The sequence below is a fragment of the Amycolatopsis sp. genome (assembly GCF_036008905.1).
GTDB lineage: Bacteria > Actinomycetota > Actinomycetes > Mycobacteriales > Pseudonocardiaceae > Amycolatopsis.
The window spans coordinates 12770-34481 of sequence record NZ_DASYMU010000144.1; the positions used below are offsets into that span (position 1 = coordinate 12770).

The following is a 21712-nucleotide window of genomic DNA, read 5'->3' on the forward strand; positions in this document are numbered from 1 at the left end:
TCCCTTGTGGCTTCAGGACAGTGCGGTGACAGCGGTGCGGACGGTCTCGGCTACCCGCTCGACCTCGAGGTCGGTCAGGTTGGCGTGCATCGGGATGGCGAGGTGGCGCTTGAAGATGTCCGCGGACACCGGCAGCGTTTCCGTCTTGCCGTACAACGGCTGCAGATGCGAAGCGTACGTGCCGAAGTTGCACTGGACACCCTGTTCGCGCAGACGCAGCGCGACGGCGTCACGGCTGATCTCCGGCGCGATCGTCAGGATGTAGGCCTGCCAAGGATGTTCGCGATCGGGCAGCGCGACCGGGACGGTCACCCCGGCGAGGTCGTCGAAAGCCTCGTGATAGCGCTTCGCGACCGAGCGCCGGGCCGCCAGGAGATCGGGCAGCCTGGTCAGCTGGACGCCCATGATCGCGGCCTGGATGTCGGAAAGCCGGAAGTTGTAGCCCAGTTCGTGGAAACTCGGGATCGGCAGCTCGCCGGAACCCTCGCGGGTGATGGCGGGCTCGATGCCGTAGGTGTGCAGCTTGCGGGCGTGCGCCATGAAGTCTTCGTTGTCGGAGACCAGCGCGCCGCCTTCACCGGCGGTGATGCCCTTGCGGCCGTGGAACGAGAAGGCCGCGATGTCGGCGAGGCTCCCGGCGGGCCGCGTCTTGTACGTCGCGCCTGCCGAGCAGGCCGCGTCCTCGAACAGCCAGAGGCCGTGCTTGTCGGCGATCGCGCGGTACTCGTCGAAGTCACCGGGCTGCCCGGCGACGTCGACAGCCAGGATGCCGACCGTGCGCGGCGTGATGGCCGCTTCGATCGCGGCCGGGTCGGCGCTCCAGATGTCCGGGCGCACGTCCGCGAAGACAGGAGTCGCCCCGGCCTGGAGCACGGCGTGCCCGGTCGCGGGGAAGGTGTAGTCACCGACGATCACTTCGTCGCCCGGCTTGACGCCGAGGACCTTGAGCCCGAGGAACAGCGCGGACCCGCAGTTGCTGGTGCTCAGCGCATGCTGCGTGCCGACGACCGTCGCGAACCGCTCTTCGAACCGGCGGCACGCGGGCCCGGCGCCGGCCAGCCACCCGGAACGGAAGACCTCCGCCACCGCGGCGAGCTCCTCGTCTCCGACGGTCGGCTGGCCAAGGGCGATAATGTCAGTCATACCTCTCCCGTTGCCCCTGTCCCGTTGCAGAGGGACGCGCTGAAGTGTATAGAGGCTCGTCAGCCTGGCCCGGGGGGCATCTAGTCTCGGGGAATGACTTCGCTTCTGACCGGTGGTCTGGTCCTCGATCCGGACAGTGGCACCACCACTCGCGCCGACGTCTTGCTGGACGGCGAGCGGATCGCCGCGGTGGGGCTCGGCCTCGACGCCGCCGACCACATCGACTGCACCGGCAGCGTGCTGATCCCCGGCCTGATCGACTGCCACGCGCACGTCGCTTTCCCGCGTCCGGAAAGCCTGCCGCGCAGCGCCCGGATCCTGGAAGCCGTGCCAGTCCTGCGACGACTGCTGGCGCGAGGCGTCACCACGGTCCGCGACGCGTGGGGCGCCGACGCCGGGTTCGTGCACGCGCTGCGGGAAGGCTGGATCACCGGCCCGGACCTGCTCGTGAGTTTGCGCCAGCTCTCGCCGACCGGCGGCCTCGGGGACAACTGGGACCCGGACGCCGGGACTCCGTTGGAGGACCCTTCGCTGCCGGACCCGCTGTTCGACGGCCCGGACGGCGCGCGTGCCGCCGTCCGCCGAATGGTGCGCGCGGGCGCGGACTGGATCAAGGTGGGCGCGAGCGGGGCGATGTGGTCACTCGCCGAACGCCGCGACGTCAGTCCTACGGATGCGGAACTGAGTGCGCTCGTCGACGAAGCCCGGCGTTGTGGGCGGGACGTGCTCGCTCACGCGCACACTTCGCGGTCGGCGATCTCGGCGGCGATGGCTGGTGCGCGGAGCATCGAGCACGGCGTTTTCCTGGATGCCGAGGCCGCGCAGGCAATGCGGGCGAACCGATGTTGGTATGTGCCGACACTGGCCGCGATTCCGGACGAGCACGCTCGGGCGCATCGTGAGTCGGTGCGGCTGGCGATGGCGGCCGGGGTGCCGATCGCGGCGGGGTCGGACATGGCGCCTCGGCCGCATGTCGACCTGCTGACCGAGCTTCGCCTGCTCGCCGAGGCGGGGCTGGGTGAGGCGGGGGCGTTGCGGGCGGCGACTTCGGAGGCCGCGCGGTTGCTGCGGCTGGACCACGACCGCGGGCGGATCGAGGCCGGGTTGCGGGCGGATTTGGTGCTGCTGCGGGGAACCGGGCTGGGCGATGTCGAACGCCGCATCCAGACCGTCTGGCACAACGGGCGGGCTGAGCGCGTGGGGTCGTGAGTGGCAAAGAGTGTTAGAACACTTGTTGCCGCTCACGAGCCACCCACCCAAGCCGCGCCTTCCGCACAACTTGTCCCTGTCATCGCCCTCGCCCCGGGTAGCCTCGAGCGGTGCGTAACGTGGTGATCATCGGTGGCGGGATACTCGGGCTGACTGTGGCGTTGGAGCTGACCAGGCGGGGTACGGACGTCACCGTGCTGGAGAAGGAAGACCGCTGGGCGGCCCATCAGACCGGGCACAACTCCAACGTCGTCCACGCCGGGTTGTACTACAAGCCGGGGTCGTTCAAGGCCAGGATGTCGACCACCGGCAATCGGTCCATTGTGGACTTCGCGCGGCAGTACGGGGTGCCGGTCGAGGTGTGCGGCAAGCTGGTGGTCGCGACGCGGAAGTCGGAGTTGCCCGCGCTCAGGGTCCTCGCGGAGCGTGCGGAGGCCAACGGGGTTCCGGCGAAGATGATTTCCGCGGGTGAAGCGGCCGCGTACGAGCCCGAGGTCGCGTGTGTCGGGGCGCTGCGGGTGGAGTCCACCGGGATCATCGACTTCCCCGCCGTCTGCACCGCGATGGTCCGTCTGCTCGACGAAGCCGGTGCGGATCTGCGGCTGAACACACCGGCGCTCGGTATCCGGGCCGGCTCAAAAGGCGGGGTCGAGGTCGCGACCGGCGACGACGTCATCCACGCCGACGCGCTGGTCAACTGTGCGGGGCTCCAGTCGGACAGGGTCGCGCGGCTGGCCGGGCTGACGCCGAGCGCGCAAATCGTGCCGTTCCGCGGCGAGTACTACGAACTCCGCCCTGAGCGGCGGCATCTGGTGCGCGGGCTGATCTACCCGGTACCCGACGCGTCGCTGCCGTTCCTCGGCGTCCACCTCACCCGCATGCTCGACGGCAGTGTCCACGCCGGGCCGAACGCGGTCCTCGCGCTGAGCCGCGAAGGTTATGGCTGGGGCGACATCTCCGCGAAGGACCTCGCGGAGGTCGCGCGGTTCCCCGGGGTCTGGAAGCTCGCGAAGAAGTACGCGTACCCGACCGGGCTCGACGAGGTGCGCCGCTCGTTCTCGCGGCGCCGCTTCGCCGCCAGTCTCGCGCGGCTCGTTCCGGCCGTGCAGCCCGAAGACATCGTGCGTCACGGCTCCGGCGTCCGCGCGCAGGCTCTACTGCCCAGCGGCGCGCTTGTCGACGACTTCCTCATCGAGTCGGCGCCGAACCAGGTCCACGTCCTCAACGCGCCGTCACCCGCCGCCACGAGCGCGCTGGAGATCGCGAAGTACGTGGCCGACCAGGTCGGCTGAGTGGTTCCGATCGTGACCACTAACCTCAGGAGGGCAGCTTCGCGGAGAGCATCGGGATGACGGTCTTGACCAGGTCGCAGCTCTTCGCGGGGTCGTCCAGGTTGCCGCTGGTGATCATCACCGACGAAGTTTCCGTCACGGACAACGTCGCGGAGCAAACTTTGCCGTCCGGGTAGAGCTCCCACTTCTTGCCGCCGGCTTCGAAGGGCTCGCCGGCCTCCTCCAGGAGCGGCCACTCCTTCACCGGCCGTGCGGCGCCGACGTAGACGTCGAGGGCCTTAACCCCGCCGTCGCCGTCCGCGTCGTCCCACTCGCAGCCCGGCGGACGCTTGATGTCGGTGGTGGTGCCGAGGGTTATCGGGGTGGAGTTCAGCGTCAACGACGTCGCCTGCTCGGCGGTCAGCAAAGAGCACGGCTGCACCGAAACCAGCGGGCCCGAAGGCACCGGGGGCCGCGACGGCGTCGGCAGGGTGGGCGACTGGTCGCCGCCTTCGAGGTGGGACGCGACGAGCGGCGCGGCGCGCTTCGACAGATCGCAGGCCTTGTCCTCGTCCTGCGAGTCGTACGAGGACAGCTGTACGAACGACTTTCCCCCGAGCCGCACCATCAGGTCGCAGTGCGACTTGCCGAGGATGCTGCCATAGCGGGTCCAGGTGAGCCCGCCGAGTTCGAACTTCTCGCCGGGCAGCGCGCCGAGGACGTAGTCGTCCAGCGAAAGCTCTTCGGTCCACGACGCGTACAGCGGATTGGTGCGGGCGTCGGGGTCGCCCGGCGACCAGGCACAGTTCGGCGGCAGGAGCTGCTCCGGCTTGCCCGCGGTCAGCTTGCCCTGCGTTTCGAGATTGAGCGACGCGGTCTGTTCCGGGGTGAGCAGCGCACACGGGTCGACGGGCTTCTTGACCGGTGTCTGGCCGGGCACCTGGCCCGCCGAACCCGTGACGGTCGTGGTGCACGCGGCCGTCAATGCGACGGCCGCGAACGCCAGACCTGCGAACTTGAGCTTCATGTGCGGAAACCTCCCCAGTCGGCCCGCACCCTACTTCCCTTTAGGGGTCAACACCTCGCGACCGCCAAGATAGGGCCGAAGTGCTTCGGGAACCCGCACCGAGCCGTCTTCCTGCTGGTGGTTTTCCAGGATCGCGACGATCCACCGAGTAGTCGCGAGGGTGCCGTTCAGGGTCGCGGCCGTCTGCGGTTTGCCGTTCTCGTCGCGGTAGCGGACGTTAAGCCGCCGCGCCTGGAAGGTGGTGCAGTTCGACGTCGACGTGAGCTCGCGGTAGCGCTCCTGCGACGGGAACCAGGCCTCGCAGTCGAACTTGCGCGACGCGCTGGAGCCGAGGTCCCCGCCGGCGGTGTCGATGACCCGGTACGGGACCTCGATCTTGCCGAGCATCTGCTCTTCCCAGCCCAGCAGGCGAGCGTGTTCGGCCTCGGCGTCCTTCGGGTCGCAGTAGGTGAACATCTCGATCTTGTCGAACTGGTGCACGCGGATGATGCCGCGGGTGTCCTTGCCGTACGTCCCGGCCTCGCGGCGGAAGCACGACGACCAGCCCGCGTAGCGCGTCGGGCCCGCGGAAACGTCGAGGATCTCGTCGGCGTGGTAACCGGCGAGCGGCACCTCCGACGTACCGACGAGGTACAGGTCCTCGTCACGCAGGCGGTAGACCTCGCTCGAGTGCGCGCCGAGGAACCCGGTGCCCGCCATGATCTCCGGCCGCACGAGCGCGGGCGTGATCATCAGCTGGAAGCCGTTTTCGATGGCCTGCGAGGTCGCCATGTTGAGCAGCGCGAGCTGGAGCTGCGCGCCGATCCCGGTCAGGAAGTAGAACCGCGAGCCCGAAACCTTCGCGCCGCGTTCCATGTCGATCGCGCCGAGCGCCTCGCCGAGGTCGAGGTGGTCCTTCGGCTTGAAGTCGAATTCCCGCGGGGTGCCGACGTGCTTGAGCACCACGAAGTCGTCTTCGCCGCCGGCGGGAGCGTCCGGGTGCACGACGTTCGGGACCGAACGGTGCAGCTCGTCGAACTCCTCGGACGCCTGCGCCTGCTCGGTCTCGGCGGCCTTGACCTCGGCCGCCAACTCCTTGCCCTTGGTGAGCAGCACGGCACGCTCGTCACCCTGGGCCTTCGGGATGAGCTTGCTCAGTTGCTTCTGCTCGGCACGCAGCTTGTCGGCCCTGGCGATGGCGGACCGGCGGCTGGTGTCCAGAGAGAGCAGCTTGTCGACCACTCCCTCGTCCTCGCCACGGGTGCGCTGCGAAGCGCGCACAGCATCCGGGTTGTCGCGCAGAGTCCTGGGGTCAATCACACACCAAAGCCTAACCGCAGTGGTTAAGCCCCTTCCAGGCAGTTTCCCTTCACCGGCTGGAGAGCACGAACTGGGCGATGACGGCGGCGAGTTCCTCCCCGGCGTCCTCCTGGACGAAATGCCCCGCGTTCGCGATCGTCGGGTGCTCTCTCCCCGCCGCGCCTTTCATCGAGCGCTGCAGGATCGGGCCCATCGCGGCGGTGATCGGGTCCGAGTCGGCGAAGGCGCACAGGAACGGGATGTCGAGCTCGGTGAGCTTCGACCACGCGGCACGGTTGGCATCGCTCGCCGGGTCGTCGGGGCGCGTCGGCACCAAGCCGGGCATTGCGCGCGGGCCCGCCTTGTACATCTCGTTGGGGAACGGCGCGTCGTACGCGGCACGGGCTTCGTCGGAGAGCCCGCGCTTGCACCCGGCCTTCACCGAGCGGCCGACGTCGAGGATCTGCGCCTTTTCGACGGCTTCGCGGAAGCTCCACCAGATCTTCGGCATGTCGTGGTCGCCGGTGGGGAGGCCGGTGTTCGAAGCGACGACACCGGCGAAGCGCTCGGGGTTCTCGGCGACCAGGCGCAGCCCGATCAGCCCGCCCCAGTCCTGGCCGAAGATCGTGACGCCGTTCAGCTCGAGCGCGTCGAAAGCCAGCGCGCGCATCCACTCGACGTGCCGCGCGTAGCTGTGGTCGATCATGTTGCCCGGCTTGTCCGAGCGGCCGAAGCCGACCAGGTCGGGCGCGATCGCGCGCAACCCGGCGGCGGCCAGGACGGGCATCATCTTGCGGTAGAGGTACGACCAGCTGGGCTCACCGTGCAACAGCAGCACCGGCGGCCCGTCCGCGGGCCCGGACTCCACGTAGGCGACTCTGATCGTGCCGCCCAGCGGGTCCGGGATGTCCGCGTACCGAGGTGGGTAGTCGAAGTCGGTCAGGCTGTCGAACCGGTCGTCTGGTGTCCGGAGTAGGCGCACGTGACCCACGCTAGTGGCAAACGGACACCCGCCGCGACTACGAGACGTGCGTTACGAGACGCCCACAGCGACGACGAGACCCAGCGCGATGTGCGCGGCGGCCACGACGATGCTGGCCGGGGCGAACTTCTCGCTCTCGATCGTGGAACCGACGTCGATGCGGGTGGCCCACTCGAGCAGCCGCACCGCGACGACCTGGACGACGATCCCGATCAGGCCGTAGACCAGCGAAGTGATCAGGCCCTCGGTCAGGTCGCTGGCCGAGTTGGCGATGGCCACGACGATGATGAACGACATCGCCAGCAGGCCCGACGCCGTCACGATGACGGCGTTGGGCAGGCCGCGGCTCACCAGCTTGGCGAGCTTGCCCGGGGTCGTCCAGTCGATCGCCCAGAAGCCGGCGAACATCAGCACGAGGCCGACGACGCCGTACAACAGGATGGCGCCGATCCCCCGGACCAGATCGGTCCCGAACGTGTCAGAAAGCGCAAGGGTGGTGGTCACAGGGGTCTCCCAAGATCAAAATGGCGGCGCTTGCGCCTCCGTTGAGGGTGGCGGTGGGCGACGGGTGGGCTCAAGGCAAGGGTCGCGTGTGGATTGTGCCCGTCGCGAACCTTGTATCACGAGCCGGGGATGCGATGTGGGACAAATGCGGCACCGTCGTCCGTAACGAGACCCGCGGTTTCGCGAATGCCCAGGCCCGCGGACTGATCACCCACGATCCACGCACCGAGCGCCGGGCGGAAGCCCTGGAACTCCGGCAGCGGGTCGAACGCCTGGTAGACGTAGCCTTCGGCGCCGTAGACGCCACCTGTCTGCGTCTCGTACCCGGTGGCCACGATCTGCACGTTCGCGCCTTCACGGCCCAGCTTCGGCTTGCGCACGTACTCCGTGAGCAGGCCGGGGTCGTCGATGAACGCGGGCAGCAGGTTCGGGTGCCCGGGGTAGAGCTCCCACAGGATCGCCAGCAGCGCCTTGTTGGAGAGCAGCATCTTCCAGGTCGGCTCGATCCACAGTGTTTTGGGCTGGGACTCGAGCACGAACTTGCCGAACTCCTCCTCCACCACCCATTCCCACGGGTAGAGCTTGACCACGGTGTTCATCCGCGCCTCTTCGAGGTCGACGAAGTGCTTGAGCACCGGGTCCCAGCCGATCTCCTCGATCGAGAGCCCGACGGTGTCCAGCCCGGCCTCGGCCGCGGTCTCCTGCAGGTACGCCGTGGTGACGTGGTCCTCACCGGAGGGGTCCGCGGTGGACCAGGTGAAGTGCAGTTCCTTCGAGGGCAGCTTTTCGCCGATCTCGGCCCAGCGCTCGACCAGCTTCTCGTGGATCGAGTTCCACTGGTCGTCCTCGGGGAACACCTCGGTCTTCCAGTGCCACTGCAGGACAGCGGCCTCGAGCAGCGACGTCGGCGTGTCGGCGTTGTACTCCAGCATCTTCGCCGGACTCTTGCCGTCGTAGCGCAGGTCGAACCGGCCGTAGACGTGCGGATCCTGTCGCTTCCACGACTCCGCGATATGCGGCCACACCCATTCCGGGAGGCCGAAGTCGCGGTAGCGCTCGGTCAGGATGACGTTGTCGACGGCTTCCAAGCACATGGAGTGCAGCAGTTCGACGTCCGCTTCGACGGACAGGACCTCGTCCATCTCGAAGACGTAGTGCACCGACTCGTCCCAGTAGGGCCTCGACTTCCCCGACGCGTCGCGCGCCGGGGTGCCGAACACCATGCCCTGCTCCTCGACGATGCGCTGCCAGTCCCGCCTAGGGGTACTGGAATCCCTGTGCACCTACGAGCCCCCACTCTTTCCGCTCGTGCCGGTACCGGTGCCGCTCTTGTTGCTGATGCCCAGCCCACCGCGCTGGATGGACTTGCCCGACTTCGTGTTGACGTTGGCGTTCGAAGGCGCGGTGTACGAACCACCCGAGACCGGGCTGCCGACTGCGCCTTGCCCACCGTAGTTGTAGCGATACGAGTTGTAACCGCCACCGATGATGGGGATGAACATGAACCCACCGCTGGAGTAGCCACCGTGGGTGTTCGCATAGTTCACGTCGCACAGGTCGTCGTCCGCGACGACGACGCCATTGCTGTCCGTGCAGGACGCCGTGACCTCTTCGGGTTGCGCCACGGTGTAGTACGTGGCGATCAGGCCCACCAGACCGACGGTCACACCGCTGCCGATCAGGATCTTGCGCTTCGTCGAGGATTTGCGCGCCGCGACCTCGGCATTCTGCCGCTCGGTCACCTCGCGTTCTTCCTCTTCGATCAACGCTTGCCGACGCGCGCGCTGCTCCCCCAGCGAAGGCTGGCGCGCTGTCGTGTTCTCGTCTTGGAACCGCATGGATCCGCGCTGAGGTGGAGGGGGGTTCTGCCCCTCCGGGGGGTTCTCTTCCGTCATCGAGCACTCCGTAATCGCAGGCACCGCGAACTCGAGCAATCGGCCCGAGTCCAGACTATCCAACCCAGCGCGTGCCGGGTGACGGCGGCGCGGGCATCATGGAGTAGATGTCTCAAACTCCTGGACGGTTTCGTTCACCTTTGCACGCATTGCGTACCAAGGTGGTAATGGCGGGCGTGTTCCTCGGCGCACTGCTGGCGCTGGCCCTCAACGTCACGTTCTCCTGGGGAGATGCCGCCCAGGGTGGGATCGGTGGCGGCACCGGCCGGTTGTCCGCGGCGGCGGTGGAGGCGTTCCATTCGCCCCCTCATACCTGCCTGACCTGGGCACAACCGGACGCGAGCGACGTGCACAAGGTGGAGTGTGCCCTGCCGCACCTGTTCGAAGTGACCAGCGAAGCGGATCTTTCGTCGGAGTATCCCGAGGGCGCTCCGGTGCCTTCGCTGGAGATCTGGCAGCAGATTTCGCAGGCCAGGTGTGGTGAGGCGGTGAAGACCTACCTCGGGCGCGCGCTCGATCCATACGGTCGTCTGACAGTCAGCCTGCTGCGGCCGACAGCGGCGCAGTGGGACAACGGCGACAGGCAGTTGCGTTGCGGGCTGCAATGGGCTGGACCTGCGGGTGGACTGCAACCGACGACCGGACCGGCGGCCGAACAGCAGCAGTCGATGGTGTGGGAACCGGGCACTTGTCTGGGGCTGAACGGCAAGTCCGTCGGCGACCCGGTGGACTGCGGCCGGCCGCATTCTTACGAAATCATCACGAAACTGGATCTGAAGTCCAAGTTCACCGATGGCTACCCCTCACAGGACGATCAGAAGACCTGGCTCGACACCGAGTGCTCGAAGGCGGCCGGCGAATACACCAACGGTGCCGACCTCACCGCGAGGAACCTGATCCTCACCTGGGACCTGCGGGAGCAGGAAAGCTGGGACGCCGGTTCGACGCTGGTGAACTGCAAGGTCGCGGCGAAGCTGCCGGATGGCACGGGCCTCGCTTCGGTCACGGGCAGTCTCAAGGTCGCTGCGGGCAGTGTCGGGGACTCCCCGGCCGCGGGCCCGGATGCCGGGCAGCCACCCGCCACGTCGACCAGCAAGTCCGGCGGCTGAGGACCGATGCCCGTCGAGATGTCGCTGAAGCGCTTCGAGGAACTCGTGTCGGACGCGCTGGACCAAGTGCCGCCGAAGTTCGCGCAGGCGATGGACAACGTCGTCGTGCTCGTGGAGGAGCACAACGAGGAGGAGCCGACCATTCTCGGGCTCTACCACGGGATCGCGCTCACCGAACGCAACTCCGATTACGGCGGTGTGCTCCCCGACCGGATTTCGATCTACCGCGAACCGATCCTGTGGATGTGCGACACCGAGGAACAAGTCGTCGAAGAAGTGCTGATAACCGTGATTCACGAACTCGGTCACCATTTCGGTATCGACGACCACAAGTTGCACGAACTCGGCTGGGGCTGAAACTCGCCATTCTGCGGCGCATGGGCGGGCATTGGCCGCCGGCCGGAAAACGACGGGATCGCCGTGCACGCCATGCATCCCGGCCGCCTTGACGGGAACTTCTTGATATATCCCCGTTTTTGATCTTCAACGCTTGGTAGCATGTCACGCACGGGCATCAGTCGACTGCGGATCGTGCCCGGGGAGGCCCCGTGAACAACGCCGGAAAGCGGTGATCGGCCCACCGCGCAACAGGCTGAACTGGTTGTTGACGTCCAGTGCCGTCTCGAATCTCGGTGATGGTGTCGGCAAGGTGGCTTTTCCTTTGCTGGCAGCGACCTTGACCCGGGACCCGCTGCAGATCGCCGCACTGTCCGCGACCCAGTTCCTGCCGTGGCTGCTGTTCGCGCTCGTCGCCGGCACGCTCATCGACAGGGTCGATCGGCGCAAGGCGATGATCGTCGCCAATCTCGCGCGCGCGGTCGTGGTCGGCGGCATGGGCCTGCTGGTGTACTTCGACAGTGTGACGATCTGGCTGGTGTACGCCGCCGCGTTGCTGATCGGCACGGCTGAGACGGTCGCCGACAGTGCCGCGAACGTGCTCATCCCGGCAGTCGTCGGCAAAGGCAGTCTCGAAGACGCGAACAGCAAACTCCAGGCCTGCGAAATCGTCGGGCAGACCTTTCTCGGCGGCCCGATCGGCAGCGCCACCTTCGCCCTTTTCGCGGCTTTCCCGTTTCTGCTGAATTCGGCCGGATTCGTGGTGGCGGCGGTACTTCTGCTCGGACTCGCCGGAACCTACCGGCCGAGGACACCTGCCGGACCCACCCGGCTCCGCACCGATCTCGCCGACGGGATCAGCTGGCTGAAACGCAGCCCGGTGCTGCTGCGACTGGTCGTCATCGCCGGTCTCGTCAGCCTCATCACCGAGCTCGCACAAGCCCAGTTGGTGCTTTACGCGTTGGAGGACATGGGATTGAGCGAAGCCGCCTTCGGACTGTTCGCGTTCGTCGGCGGAATCGGCGGGCTGTTCGGCGCCGCGGTGGCGCCACGACTGATCCGGCGATTTCGCCGGCGTGCGGTGCTCGTCGGCGGAATCGTGTTCTGCGCGATCGGTTTCGGCGGCATGGGACTCAGCGGGCAGCCGGTGCTTTCTGCGCTGTTGTTCGGAGTTTTCGCGGCAGCGGTCGTTTCGGTGAATGTCGTACTGGGCACCATTCGGCACACCCTGGTCCCCGATGAATTACTGGGCCGGGTGCTCGGCGTCTGGCGGACGGTGGTGTGGGGCGCGGTCCCGGTCGGCGCGCTGCTCGGCGGTTTGCTGACAGCCGTTCTCGGCACGGCGAGCGGGACATTTCTCGTTTCCGGGGCGCTGCTCGTCGTGGTCGCGATGTTCGCGGCGCTTTCGCTGCGGCGGTTCGCGATGGGGACAACGCATCACGAAAGCGTCTCGCGCTAGAACCAACGGCCAAGAATCGGTGAAATCCACGGGCATTGATGCTGGAATAGCCACGGAATCGCCGCTCGGGCCGGGAGGTCGCCGTGCACTCTCCAGCTTCACTCGACTCGGGCGCCGTGCCCGAAGAAGTCCGGCCGCTGAGACGGCCGATGGTCGTCGGCGGGTTGGCCGGTTTCGCCGTCGGCGCGACGCTGATCGGCGTCCTCTGGGGGGTTTCCGACGCGCACGCCGGGGCGAACGAAGACGCCGTCGCGGCCTGCGAGGCACTCGACCGCTCGGGCGACCTGCCGGTGACCGTCGAAGGCGACGGCAAAGTGGTGGGCGCCGCACTGTTGGGCGACGGCCTGGTCTCGCGGATCTCGGCCGCACGCGAACTCGCGGCGTCGGCCGCCGCGGCGAACCCGAACTACCAGGAACTCGCGGACCACATCGACAGTGTCGCCAGAATGGTCATCAGCCTGCACTTCAACGACTTGTCCGGCCACCGCCACTACGAACAGGCAAAACAAATCTGCGCCCGCATCTGAGTGCCTGGAACGGGCCGTCCGTCACGAACGGCCCGTCCACTGGTTATTCGCCCGAGCCGCGGTGCGCGGTCTGCACCGTGAGCTGGTTGCCCGGGATCTTGTCGCTCGCGCAGCCGGTGCCGGGCGCCTCGACGAACTTCGACGCGGTCTCCTGCGGCAGGTAGACCCGCAGCCCCTTGATCTCCGTTGGGCCGCACTGGGCGGGGTCATAGTTCTGGACGTTGACGAAACCGATGTCGGCGGCGGCGCTTTGGCCCTTGCTCAACACGATCGGGTCACCTTTGGTCCCGTCGCGATAGGCGTCCTTGCCGACCTGGTGACCATCGGCACCGGCGACGTACGAGATCCCGGGGAAACCCTGGATCGTGCACTGGTGATCGCTGACGTTGGTCATCACGAGCGGCCGGTGGACCGTCCCCGCTGCCGCGTCGCCGCGGCCCAGCGAGAGACTGACGTCGCCGGCCTTGCAGAAGCCGTCATCCGGTTTCGGTGGCGCCGGCGTGCTGGACGAACTGCCCGCCAGCGGGCTCGGTGTTTCCGACGAGGACGGGGCGGCAGATGAAGAGGATTCCGTTGTCGGGCTTGGCGCCGGCTGTGCGGAGTTTCCCGAATCGCTCCCGCACCCGGCGAGAACAACCGTCAGCACCGCACCGGCCGCGACCACCCCGACGTGCGTGAAGCTAATGCGCACCATGGTCATGCACCTCCGTTGCAACTTGCTCTACTAGTCAGTAGACGCGCGGTCCACGGCCACGGTTGCGTCGGCGCCACCCGCCAAGTGAATTGTTAACACACCAGGAGGCAGTCATGACGGGATTTTGTAACGAGGCGTGGGCCCATACTGTGAAGCTACAACAAGCCGTGCTCGACCACCCGTTCAACGACGAGCTGGCGAAGGGATCACTCTCCCGGGAACAATACCAGTTCTATTTGGCACAGGATTCACGTTATTTGATCGCCTTCGGCCGGACGCTGGCCATCGCCGCCGCCCGGGCGCCGGACCCCGACGAGCTGACGTTCTTCTCGCGCGCCGCCACCGAGGCCGTCGTCGTCGAGCGCGCCCTCCACGAGGGTTACTTCGAGCGGTTCGGGCTGAGCGAAGCCGACCTCACGGCCATCGAAACCTCACCGACCTGTCTCGCGTACACGTCGTTCCTGCTCGCGACGGCGCAGACGGGGAGCTACGCGGAACTGATCGCGGCTCTGCTGCCGTGTTTCTGGGTCTACCAGCACGTCGGCAGCGACATCCTCAAGCGCCAGGAGGTCGAGGACAACCCTTACCGGACCTGGATCGAGACCTACGCCGACGAGGAGTTCGCGGCACAGGTCCAGACCTGCAAAGAAGCCGTGGACCGTGCCGCGGCCAACGCCGACGAAGCGACCAGGCAGCGGATGCTGGCCGCCTTCACGCGCGCGAGCGAGTACGAGTGGCTCTTCTGGGAGAGCGCCTACCAGCTCGAAAACTGGCCGACGGCGCAGTTCCGGCTCTGACTCTTCAGCTAGATGACGGTGTCGGCCCAGCGAACACAGTGCCAGCCACCGCCGGGCAGCGAGTCGAGCTCGACGATGCCGGTGTTCGGGATCAGGCCCGAGTTCGCGACCTCGGGCGGCACGTTGTCGGCGAGCCATTCGGCGCTGAGCCGCATCGCCCCGCCGTGGCTGACCACCACGACGATGCCGTCCGGGTCGGCCTGCTCGTGCTTCGCGCGCAGCTGCCCGACGGCGTCGAGCATCCTGGTGCGGACCTGCTCGCCGGTCTCGCCGCCGGGGATGCCGACGTCGAGCTTGCCGTGGGTCCAGGCGCGCACGACGTCCATGTAGATGACGATCGAATCGCGGTCGGTGTGGCCCTCGATGTCGCCGGCGTCGACCTCCTTGACGCCCTCGATGACCTGGACGTCGAGGCCGAGCCGGGAGGCGAGCGGCGCCGCCGTCTGCTGCGCGCGGGTGGCCTGCGAGGCGTAGACGGCGACGATCGGCTCGTCACCGATGGCGTCCGCCAGGGCCTGGGCCTGCGTTTCGCCCAGCTCGGTCAACGGTGGCCCCGGCAACGCGGTGTCGAGCGCGCCGCGGATGTTTCCTTCGGTCTGACCGTGCCTGATGAGATAAAGCTTCAAGCGAGCTCCCCTTTGCGAACGGCCGCCACCCAGTCGGCGGCTTGGACGAAGTCGTCGTTGCCCTCGCTCGGCTCGATCGTCGCCGCGACGCCGTCGGCGCGCGGGTGGGACCCGAGGAAGCGCACGTTGCGGCAGCGGCGGCGCAGCGCGGCGAGGGCGTCGCCGATGCGCGGCTCCGCGATATGGCCTTCGAAGTCGATGAAGAAGTGGTACTCGCCGAAGTTGTTCCTGGTCGGCCGCGCGTCGAGCTTGGTCAGGTTGATCCCTCGGAAGGCCAGCTCGGTGAGCAGCTCGGCGAGGGTGCCGGTGCGGTTGGGGGTCGACGCGACGATCGAGGTCCGGTCCGAACCGGTCGGCCTGGGCAGTATGCCGGGCTTGCGGACCAGCAGGAACCGGGTGCGGGCGTCGTGGACGTCGGCGACGCCGGTCGCGAGGATCTTGAGCGGGTAGTGCTCGGCGGCGACCGGTGCCGTCACGGCGGCGTCGAAGTCACCGGCGTCCACCCCGACAGCTGCGGCGGCCGTCGACGAAGAGGCCACCTGGCGGGCGTTCGGGAGGTGCTCGTCCAGCCACAACCGCACCTGCGCAAGCGCATGCGGGTGGCTCGCGACCGTACGGATTTCGCCACCGCCGGGCCTGGTCAGAATGCTGAAATGCACCGGCAGCAACGCCTCGGCGACGGCGACCAGCGGTTCGTCCTGGTTGAGGCCGTCGAGGGTGGCCGTCACCGGGCCTTCGACAGAGTTCTCCACGGGCACGCACGCCGCGTCTGTCCGGCCCTCTCGGACCGCGGCGAGCGCCTGCGGAATGGTCTCGACGGCTACGAGTTCGTCGGCAGCGGAGGCGAGCCCGCGCGCGGCTTGCTCGGTGAACGTTCCCTGCGGGCCGAAATAGGCGATCCTTGACACCCGGTCAGGCTACGCATAGGTGCGTCCATGGCCGTGGCGGTGCCTGGATGTCACGGATCATTGATGCTCTGTTCAGGCGTACCGGGGAAGAAACTGGTTACTTCACGTTCCGTTTTTTGCCATGCTGGTCCGGTGACCGCTGAATCGGGCACACACACCGGCGTCGAACACCCGGTCTCTTCCCGCACACCGGAGCTGGTGCTGTGCGCTGTCGACGAACCACTCGCGCGCGCCTGGCTTTCCGTCCTCGACAAGGTGGACGGGTCGATCAGGGTGCACCGCGGGTCGGTTCTCGACGTCGTGGCACAGGGGATCGTCAGCCCGGCGAACTCGTTCGGCTGGATGCGCGGCGGGATCGACGCCGTCTACGCCAGGGCGTACCCCGGAGTCGAGCAGAGCGTCCGCAGCGCGGTGCTCGCGCTCCACGGTGGCGAGTTGCCGATCGGCGAGGCCTTGATCGTCCCGACCGGCGAAACCGTGCCCGCGTGGCTGTTCAGCGCACCGACGATGCGGCAACCGGGTGAAAAGCTGCCTCCCGACACGGTGAATCCGTACCTCGCGGCCCGCGCGGTGTTCCTGAAATGGCGGGACGGACGCCTGGAGCAGGGCATCCGCGTCCGCACTGTGGTGGACACCATCGCCATGCCCGGCCTGGGGACCGGGGTCGGCGGAGTCGCCCCGGAGACCTGCGCCCGCCAGGTCGCGGCCGCGTGGGAAGAAGTCTTCGCGCACTGACTCTGGGTGATATGTCCACCAAGGTGCAGAACATCACAGCGCGTTCACGGCCAGTAGGCCCTACCGTTGGAGGAGCGTTACGCAGTCGTACGGTAACCAGCCCACCGGCGGGCGAGGAGAGCAAATGCCACGGGTCCGTGAGCTCAGCCCCTACGTGGAACTGCACCGGGAACAGTGGCGCGAACTGCGAAGTTCCACGCCACTGCCCCTGACGGCCGATGAACTGCTCAAGCTGCGCGGTCTCGGTGAGCAGGTCGACCTCGTCGAGGTGGCGGAGGTTTACCTCCCCCTTTCGCGGTTGATCAACCTGCAGGTCGCGGCGAGGCAACAGCTGTACGAAGCGACCACCACGTTTCTCGGTGAGGACTGTCGCGACACGAAAGTGCCGTACATCATCGGGATCGCCGGAAGCGTCGCCGTCGGCAAGTCGACCACCGCCCGGATCCTGCGGACGCTGCTCGCCCGCTGGCCGGACCACCCGCGCGTAGACCTCGTGACCACCGACGGTTTCCTGTACCCGCGCGACGAGCTGATGCGCCGCGGCATCATGCACCGCAAAGGTTTCCCGGAGAGCTACGACCGCCGGGCGCTGCTGCGCTTCGTCACCGACGTGAAATCCGGCGCCGAACGCGTCACCGCGCCGGTGTATTCGCACCTCGCGTACGACATCCTCCCCGACCAGGAACAGGTCGTGGAGAAGCCGGACATCCTGATCATCGAGGGCCTGAACGTGCTGCAGCCGGGCCCGCGGCTGACCGTGTCCGACCTGTTCGACTTCTCGATCTACGTCGACGCGAACAACGACGACATCGAGCACTGGTACATCGAGCGGTTCCTGAAGCTGCGCCACACCGCCTTCGCCGACCCGAAATCGCATTTCCACCACTTCGCCGGCCTATCCGACGACGACGCCCGCGCCGAAGCCCGGCATCTGTGGCGCACGATCAACGCGCCGAACCTGGTGGAGAACATCAAGCCGACCCGGCCACGGGCGACCTTGGTGCTGCGCAAGGACTGCGACCACGCGATCAACCGGGTGCGACTGCGGAAGCTCTAGACACTCAAGACGATTTTTCCGCTCACCCGCTGGGTTTCGCTGAGTTCGTGTGCCTTGGCGGCCTGCTCCAGCGGCAGGACCTGATCGACGAACACACGAAGCTTGCCGGCCTCGACGAGTCCGGTGAGCTGTTCGAGGTCCTTGCCCGACGGGCTGACGTGGAATCGGACGATCCGGAATCCATCGGCGTCGGCGAGGTCCTGCTCGCTGCCCATCGCGTCGATGACCAGCCCGCCGGGCTTGAGTGTGGCGAGCGATCTCGTCGCGTAGCCCTGGCCGACGAGATCGAACACGACGTCGACCTCGCTCACCACGGCCGCGAAATCGACCGCGGTGTAGTCGATGAGCTCGTCGGCGCCGAGGTCACGCAGGAACGCGTGCTTCTCCGCCCGAGCGGTGCCGATGACGTGCGCTCCACGAGCCTTGGCGATCTGCACCGCAAGATGGCCGACCCCGCCGGCGGCCGCGTGGATCAGCACCCGCTGTCCCGGCCGCAGCTCGGCGAGCGCTTGCCACGCCGTCAGCGCCGCGACCGGCAACGCGGCGGCTTGGACGTGGTCGAGGCTCGGCGGGAGCGGTGCAAGCGCTTGCACCGGGATCACCACGTACTCGGCGTACGCGCCGGCCGGGGACAGCAGCAGGCCGAAAACCGCGTCGCCAAGGCGAAAGCCGTCCACCTCCGCGCCGAGCTCCTCGACCACGCCCGAGACGTCGAGGCCGAGTGTGAACGGCGGCTCGAACGGCCGGATCAGCCCGGAGCGGACCTTCCAGTCGGCCGGGTTCACCCCCGCCGCGCGCACCCGGAGGAGTACCTCGCCCGGTCCTGGTGACGGGCGGTCGACCTCGACGAGTTCGAGTACCTCGGGACCGCCGAAAACACGCTGGCTGACCGCACGCATGCGAGTCGTCATGGAAGCTCCTGGATCTGCCGGAATCAGTGCTTCCATCCTGATCGCGGTCGGTACCTATTGTGAAGAAGGCACCTTTTTGGTAGTTAGGTACCTCATGGATACCGTCGATTGCCAGGCACAGCCGAACCAGGTCGAGCAGTACCTGCGCGGCTGCCCGGTACGGACCGTGCTCGAAGTGTTCGCCAACAAGTGGACCGTGCTCGTCATGGTCAACCTCCACGGCCGCGAAGGTCCCGTCCGGTTCAACGAGCTCGGCCGCGCCCTCGACGGCGTCACGCAGAAGATGCTGACCCAGACGTTGCGCACCCTGGAGCGCGAAGGCTTGATCAGCCGCACGGTGTACCCGACCGTGCCGCCGCGCGTGGAGTACGCCCTGACGAAACTCGGCGTCGACGCCGGCCGATTGCTGGGGAGTATCGGCAAGTGGTCCGAAGAGAACATCGAGGAAATCCTGGCTTCGCGCGAATCTTTCGACACCCGCGCCGCACTCGGGCAGTTACCGGTCCGGTCGTGACGAATTCACCCGATTGCCCCAAGTTCTCACCGTAGGAGACCGACCGGTTTCACACTGTTCCCTTGAGCAACATTCGGAGGCCAGAATGTCGGCCGATCGGCCGACCACCCCCGTTGAGCACTAACCGGTTGGCCGATACCGGGGACCGGTTCCCCCAGCGACTCTTGAATGAGACAGGGAATCACACCTGTGACCTGCGGGGAGGTCCAAATGTTCGCTACCGTCCTTACCTGGATCGGCACGGTACTTGGTCTCGGCGTGCTCGTGGCGACAGCCATCGGCGCTGTCGCTCTCGACTTCGACGACGCGTTTCGGGGGCGTCGCAAAAAAGCCGCTCCCGAAGTCCCGGAAAGCGCGCCGCTGACCTAAGTAAAGGGATTGTGGAGCCGGGCGCCCGTGCCTTCCATGTCCAGAAGGTTGCGGGTGACCAGGGTCAGATCGTGTACTCGGGCCGTCGCGGCGATGAGACCGTCGATGGTCGGCGTTTTCCGTCCGGTGTTCTGCCGCCCCCATTCGGCGGCGACCTGGACATCGACATCCAGAATGCGATCCGCGAACTGCTTCGAGAAACCGGCGACCCATTCGCTCAGGGTGGCCACACGCGCGCCTTCACCACGGCCGCGAAGCTTTTCGATCCCCCGCTCGATCTCGCCTATCGTCAATGCGCTGACGTAGAGACGAGTGGCGGGAACTTCCTTCCACCAGGCCGCGAAGCCCGGGTTCTGCTTGCGCCTGCGCGCCTCGGACACGATGTTGGTGTCCAGGAGAAATCTCAAGTCGCTACCCCTAGTTCGACCTCCCGGGGCAGGTCTGCGCCCCGCTCGGCCACGACGTCGTCGAGAACCGCGGCCAACTGCTCGTCGTACTCGTGAAAATCGGTCAAGGCGAGCTTGAAATCAAGCCGCACATCGACACCGGTCAGGCGCCGGTAATGCGCGATGTCGAGCACTACGGCCACCTCCTCCCCATGCCGAGTGACGAACTGCGGTCCCTCTGCCTCGGCCTTGCGCAACAGCTCACTGAGCCGTTGCTTCGCATCTTGAACTTGCCACGGGGTTCCGCGCTCCATCTAGACAGTCTAGACAGAACTCGGTCCCCGTGACCAAGGAGGCACCCGTGTGAGTGAGCGAGCCCTTTAGTCGATCGCGGCGAGCGCCTCACGGTACTCGTCGATGTCGTAGGTGATCTCGTCATTTTCGGCGGGCCGGAGCTGCTTGGCGAAGACCTCGGCGAGCAGGTCGAGGATCTCGTCGCGCTCCTGGCCGGCTTCGAGCAGGCGCTGCGCGGCTTCCCAGAGCTCGGCGGGCTCGTTGTCCCACAGCTGGTCGACGAGGTTGACCCGCAGCTCCAGGTCCTCCTGCGGCTGGCCGTCGAAGGTCTCCGCGGCGATCGCCTCGTGGTACTCCGGGTACTCGCCGATGACGAGCAGGCGGCGCTGCTGCGGGTCGGTCGGCTCGAGGTCGAGCTCCTCGTCCCCGAGCTCGGTGTAGACCGACGGGATGGCGAACATGCGCCGGTCGAGCGCCTCGGCCAGCTCGTCCGGGCCGTCGAACTCCTCGGTGCCGTCGAGGTAGACGTCGACCGAGGTGTCGTCCTGCTCGAACTCCGTCAGGTACTCGCCGACGGCCTCGATCAGCGCGGCCACGGCGGCGTCGGTCAGCCCTGCACGCTTCGCGGACCAGGCCGTCCAGGCGAGCAGCACCGGCGACAAGCCGTCTTCGTGCTCCTCGTTGACCTCGACCTCGCCGTCGAGCACGGCTTCGAGGAACCGGGCGAGCTTCTCCGGGCCGACGCGGGCTGGATCGGCGGGTTCGTGCTCAGCGCCGAAGGCGACGATCAGGTGCGCGCAGGCGCGGTTCGCTTCGGTGTCTTCGAGGTCCGAAGCGCCGATGAACTCGGCGACGAGCGCGTCACGGTCGGCGTCGGAAACTTCCGCCTGATCGGGTGAAGCCTCCGGCTCCGGGAGCGCGCGGGTGCGAGCCAGCGCCAGCGCCCGGAAGCGCGCGAAGTCCTCACTGACCTCGGGCTCGTCAAGGCCGTCCGTGGCGGCGAGACCGTCGGCGAGCAGCTGGTGCGCGCGGGCCGGGGTGACCTGCTCCATCTTGACGAGGTCGCCGTCCTCCACGACCTGCTCACGCATCGCGGCGAGCACCTCGTGCGGCGCGTCGACCACGACGACGTCGCGGACTCGGCCCCCGAGCTCGTTGAAGTCGAGCAGCGCGAGGATCCCGTGCTTCGCTTCGCCGTAGCCGAACTCGATCAGCAGCGACGACTCGTCGCCGTAGACGTCGCCCGTCCGCCAGCATTCGCCGACGCTGACCTGGCCGAGCGTGTCGGCCCAGTCCGGCGTGGGGATACCGCGGCCCAGCACGGTGTCCAGCGCCGTACCGGCCGCTTCGCGCTCTTCAAGCGTCTCGGCGAGCACTCGCAGCGCCGCCAGCAGCGCGGCAGCACCCGGCGTGATCTTGCGGCTCGCGAACGCGACCAGGTCCAGGGCGACCGAGAAGTCTTCGGCTTCTTCCTCGTTGACAGGCAGATCCCACCACTGGCCGATGACCTCGGAAGCCAGGAGATCGACCTCGAGGGGCTCCGGCTCCGCGCCCAACGACGAGAAGTCCCGCAGCATGTCCTTGAACAGGCCGTTCATGCTCTGCGGGGTGGGCTCAGGGTTCTTCTTGCGCGCGCGACTGACCGGGCTCATTCCCCACATGTTTCCATCGGCCGCCCGGG

At 67.4% G+C, this 21712-nt stretch carries 25 protein-coding genes; 11 read left to right on the forward strand and 14 right to left on the reverse strand.

Features of this window, described 5'->3' with window-relative positions:
- Positions 1-12: 12 nt before the first annotated feature.
- Positions 13-1143: a DegT/DnrJ/EryC1/StrS family aminotransferase gene (locus VGP60_RS25255; RefSeq protein WP_327550568.1), complete on the reverse strand. Its 1131-nt coding sequence runs from the start codon at positions 1141-1143 to the stop codon at positions 13-15.
- Between the two features lie 93 nt (positions 1144-1236).
- Between VGP60_RS25255 and VGP60_RS25260 the strand changes: the two genes are divergently transcribed.
- Both VGP60_RS25260 and lhgO read left to right on the forward strand, forming a co-directional pair.
- A complete protein-coding gene (locus VGP60_RS25260) occupies positions 1237-2352 on the forward strand; it encodes an amidohydrolase family protein (protein WP_327550569.1) in 1116 nt (371 codons plus the stop codon).
- Between the two features lie 110 nt (positions 2353-2462).
- On the forward strand, positions 2463-3644 hold the full coding sequence (gene lhgO / locus VGP60_RS25265) for an L-2-hydroxyglutarate oxidase (RefSeq protein WP_327550570.1): 1182 nt from the start codon (positions 2463-2465) through the stop codon (positions 3642-3644).
- A gap of 25 nt (positions 3645-3669) precedes the next feature.
- Here the strand turns inward: lhgO and VGP60_RS25270 are convergent, their stop codons facing one another.
- From VGP60_RS25270 to VGP60_RS25295, 6 genes are all read right to left on the reverse strand, one after another.
- The gene (locus VGP60_RS25270) at positions 3670-4650 is read right to left on the reverse strand and encodes a DUF3558 family protein (RefSeq protein WP_327550571.1); all 981 of its coding nucleotides are present in this window, start codon (positions 4648-4650) and stop codon (positions 3670-3672) included.
- A gap of 30 nt (positions 4651-4680) precedes the next feature.
- Positions 4681-5949 (reverse strand): serine--tRNA ligase, encoded by a 1269-nt coding sequence (serS, locus tag VGP60_RS25275; protein ID WP_327550572.1) that lies wholly within the window; start codon positions 5947-5949, stop codon positions 4681-4683.
- Between the two features lie 49 nt (positions 5950-5998).
- Positions 5999-6919 carry a haloalkane dehalogenase gene (locus tag VGP60_RS25280; protein ID WP_327550573.1) on the reverse strand — a complete coding sequence of 307 codons (921 nt, stop codon included), beginning with the start codon at positions 6917-6919 and terminating at the stop codon, positions 5999-6001.
- Positions 6920-6961: 42 nt separating this feature from the next.
- On the reverse strand, positions 6962-7414 hold the full coding sequence (locus VGP60_RS25285) for a DUF350 domain-containing protein (protein ID WP_327550574.1): 453 nt from the start codon (positions 7412-7414) through the stop codon (positions 6962-6964).
- 116 nt (positions 7415-7530) lie between these two features.
- Entirely contained in the window at positions 7531-8697 is a 1167-nt protein-coding gene (locus tag VGP60_RS25290) for a glutathionylspermidine synthase family protein (RefSeq protein WP_327550575.1), read from the reverse strand.
- Complete coding sequence (locus VGP60_RS25295; protein ID WP_327550576.1) at positions 8698-9252, reverse strand: hypothetical protein; 555 nt, start codon at positions 9250-9252, stop codon at positions 8698-8700.
- A gap of 164 nt (positions 9253-9416) precedes the next feature.
- Between VGP60_RS25295 and VGP60_RS25300 the strand changes: the two genes are divergently transcribed.
- From VGP60_RS25300 to VGP60_RS25315, 4 genes are all read left to right on the forward strand, one after another.
- Positions 9417-10418, forward strand: coding sequence for a septum formation family protein (locus VGP60_RS25300; RefSeq protein ID WP_327550577.1), 1002 nt, complete (start codon positions 9417-9419; stop codon positions 10416-10418).
- A gap of 6 nt (positions 10419-10424) precedes the next feature.
- On the forward strand, positions 10425-10775 hold the full coding sequence (locus VGP60_RS25305) for a metallopeptidase family protein (RefSeq protein WP_327550578.1): 351 nt from the start codon (positions 10425-10427) through the stop codon (positions 10773-10775).
- A 244-nt stretch (positions 10776-11019) separates the two neighbouring features.
- Positions 11020-12213 (forward strand): MFS transporter, encoded by a 1194-nt coding sequence (locus VGP60_RS25310; RefSeq protein ID WP_414640402.1) that lies wholly within the window; start codon positions 11020-11022, stop codon positions 12211-12213.
- An 83-nt stretch (positions 12214-12296) separates the two neighbouring features.
- Positions 12297-12740 carry a hypothetical protein gene (locus VGP60_RS25315; RefSeq protein WP_327550579.1) on the forward strand — a complete coding sequence of 148 codons (444 nt, stop codon included), beginning with the start codon at positions 12297-12299 and terminating at the stop codon, positions 12738-12740.
- Between the two features lie 43 nt (positions 12741-12783).
- On the opposite strand, the gene VGP60_RS25320 is transcribed toward VGP60_RS25315, so the two are convergent.
- On the reverse strand, positions 12784-13434 hold the full coding sequence (locus VGP60_RS25320) for a DUF4232 domain-containing protein (protein WP_327550580.1): 651 nt from the start codon (positions 13432-13434) through the stop codon (positions 12784-12786).
- Positions 13435-13583: 149 nt separating this feature from the next.
- On the opposite strand from VGP60_RS25320, the gene tenA reads away from it, so the two are divergent.
- On the forward strand, positions 13584-14231 hold the full coding sequence (tenA, locus tag VGP60_RS25325) for a thiaminase II (RefSeq protein ID WP_327550581.1): 648 nt from the start codon (positions 13584-13586) through the stop codon (positions 14229-14231).
- An 8-nt stretch (positions 14232-14239) separates the two neighbouring features.
- Here tenA and VGP60_RS25330 read toward each other — a convergent pair whose 3' ends face one another.
- Together VGP60_RS25330 and pheA are read right to left on the reverse strand one after the other, a co-directional pair.
- On the reverse strand, positions 14240-14857 hold the full coding sequence (locus VGP60_RS25330) for a histidine phosphatase family protein (RefSeq protein WP_327550582.1): 618 nt from the start codon (positions 14855-14857) through the stop codon (positions 14240-14242).
- The gene (gene pheA / locus VGP60_RS25335) at positions 14854-15765 is read right to left on the reverse strand and encodes a prephenate dehydratase (protein WP_327550583.1); all 912 of its coding nucleotides are present in this window, start codon (positions 15763-15765) and stop codon (positions 14854-14856) included. The genes VGP60_RS25330 and pheA overlap by 4 nt, the downstream gene beginning before the upstream one ends.
- 132 nt (positions 15766-15897) lie before the next feature.
- On the opposite strand from pheA, the gene VGP60_RS25340 reads away from it, so the two are divergent.
- Positions 15898-16500 carry a macro domain-containing protein gene (locus tag VGP60_RS25340; RefSeq protein WP_327550584.1) on the forward strand — a complete coding sequence of 201 codons (603 nt, stop codon included), beginning with the start codon at positions 15898-15900 and terminating at the stop codon, positions 16498-16500.
- Positions 16501-16624: 124 nt separating this feature from the next.
- Positions 16625-17557 carry a type I pantothenate kinase gene (gene coaA, locus VGP60_RS25345; protein WP_327550585.1) on the forward strand — a complete coding sequence of 311 codons (933 nt, stop codon included), beginning with the start codon at positions 16625-16627 and terminating at the stop codon, positions 17555-17557.
- Here coaA and VGP60_RS25350 read toward each other — a convergent pair.
- Positions 17554-18468 (reverse strand): NADP-dependent oxidoreductase, encoded by a 915-nt coding sequence (locus tag VGP60_RS25350; protein WP_327550586.1) that lies wholly within the window; start codon positions 18466-18468, stop codon positions 17554-17556. The two genes, coaA and VGP60_RS25350, sit on opposite strands and share 4 nt — an antisense overlap.
- Before the next feature lie 94 nt (positions 18469-18562).
- On the opposite strand from VGP60_RS25350, the gene VGP60_RS25355 reads away from it, so the two are divergent.
- Positions 18563-18982: a helix-turn-helix domain-containing protein gene (locus tag VGP60_RS25355; RefSeq protein ID WP_327550587.1), complete on the forward strand. Its 420-nt coding sequence runs from the start codon at positions 18563-18565 to the stop codon at positions 18980-18982.
- A 210-nt stretch (positions 18983-19192) separates the two neighbouring features.
- On the forward strand, positions 19193-19351 hold the full coding sequence (locus VGP60_RS25360) for a hypothetical protein (protein WP_327550588.1): 159 nt from the start codon (positions 19193-19195) through the stop codon (positions 19349-19351).
- Here VGP60_RS25360 and VGP60_RS25365 read toward each other — a convergent pair.
- From VGP60_RS25365 to VGP60_RS25375, 3 genes are all read right to left on the reverse strand, one after another.
- The gene (locus tag VGP60_RS25365; RefSeq protein ID WP_327550589.1) at positions 19348-19758 is read right to left on the reverse strand and encodes a type II toxin-antitoxin system VapC family toxin; all 411 of its coding nucleotides are present in this window, start codon (positions 19756-19758) and stop codon (positions 19348-19350) included. The genes VGP60_RS25360 and VGP60_RS25365 overlap by 4 nt on opposite strands.
- On the reverse strand, positions 19755-20051 hold the full coding sequence (locus VGP60_RS25370; protein WP_327550590.1) for a type II toxin-antitoxin system Phd/YefM family antitoxin: 297 nt from the start codon (positions 20049-20051) through the stop codon (positions 19755-19757). Before VGP60_RS25370 ends, VGP60_RS25365 begins: the two co-directional genes overlap by 4 nt.
- Positions 20052-20117: 66 nt before the next feature.
- Positions 20118-21683 (reverse strand): hypothetical protein, encoded by a 1566-nt coding sequence (locus VGP60_RS25375; RefSeq protein WP_327550591.1) that lies wholly within the window; start codon positions 21681-21683, stop codon positions 20118-20120.
- Between the last annotated feature and the right edge of the window lie 29 nt (positions 21684-21712).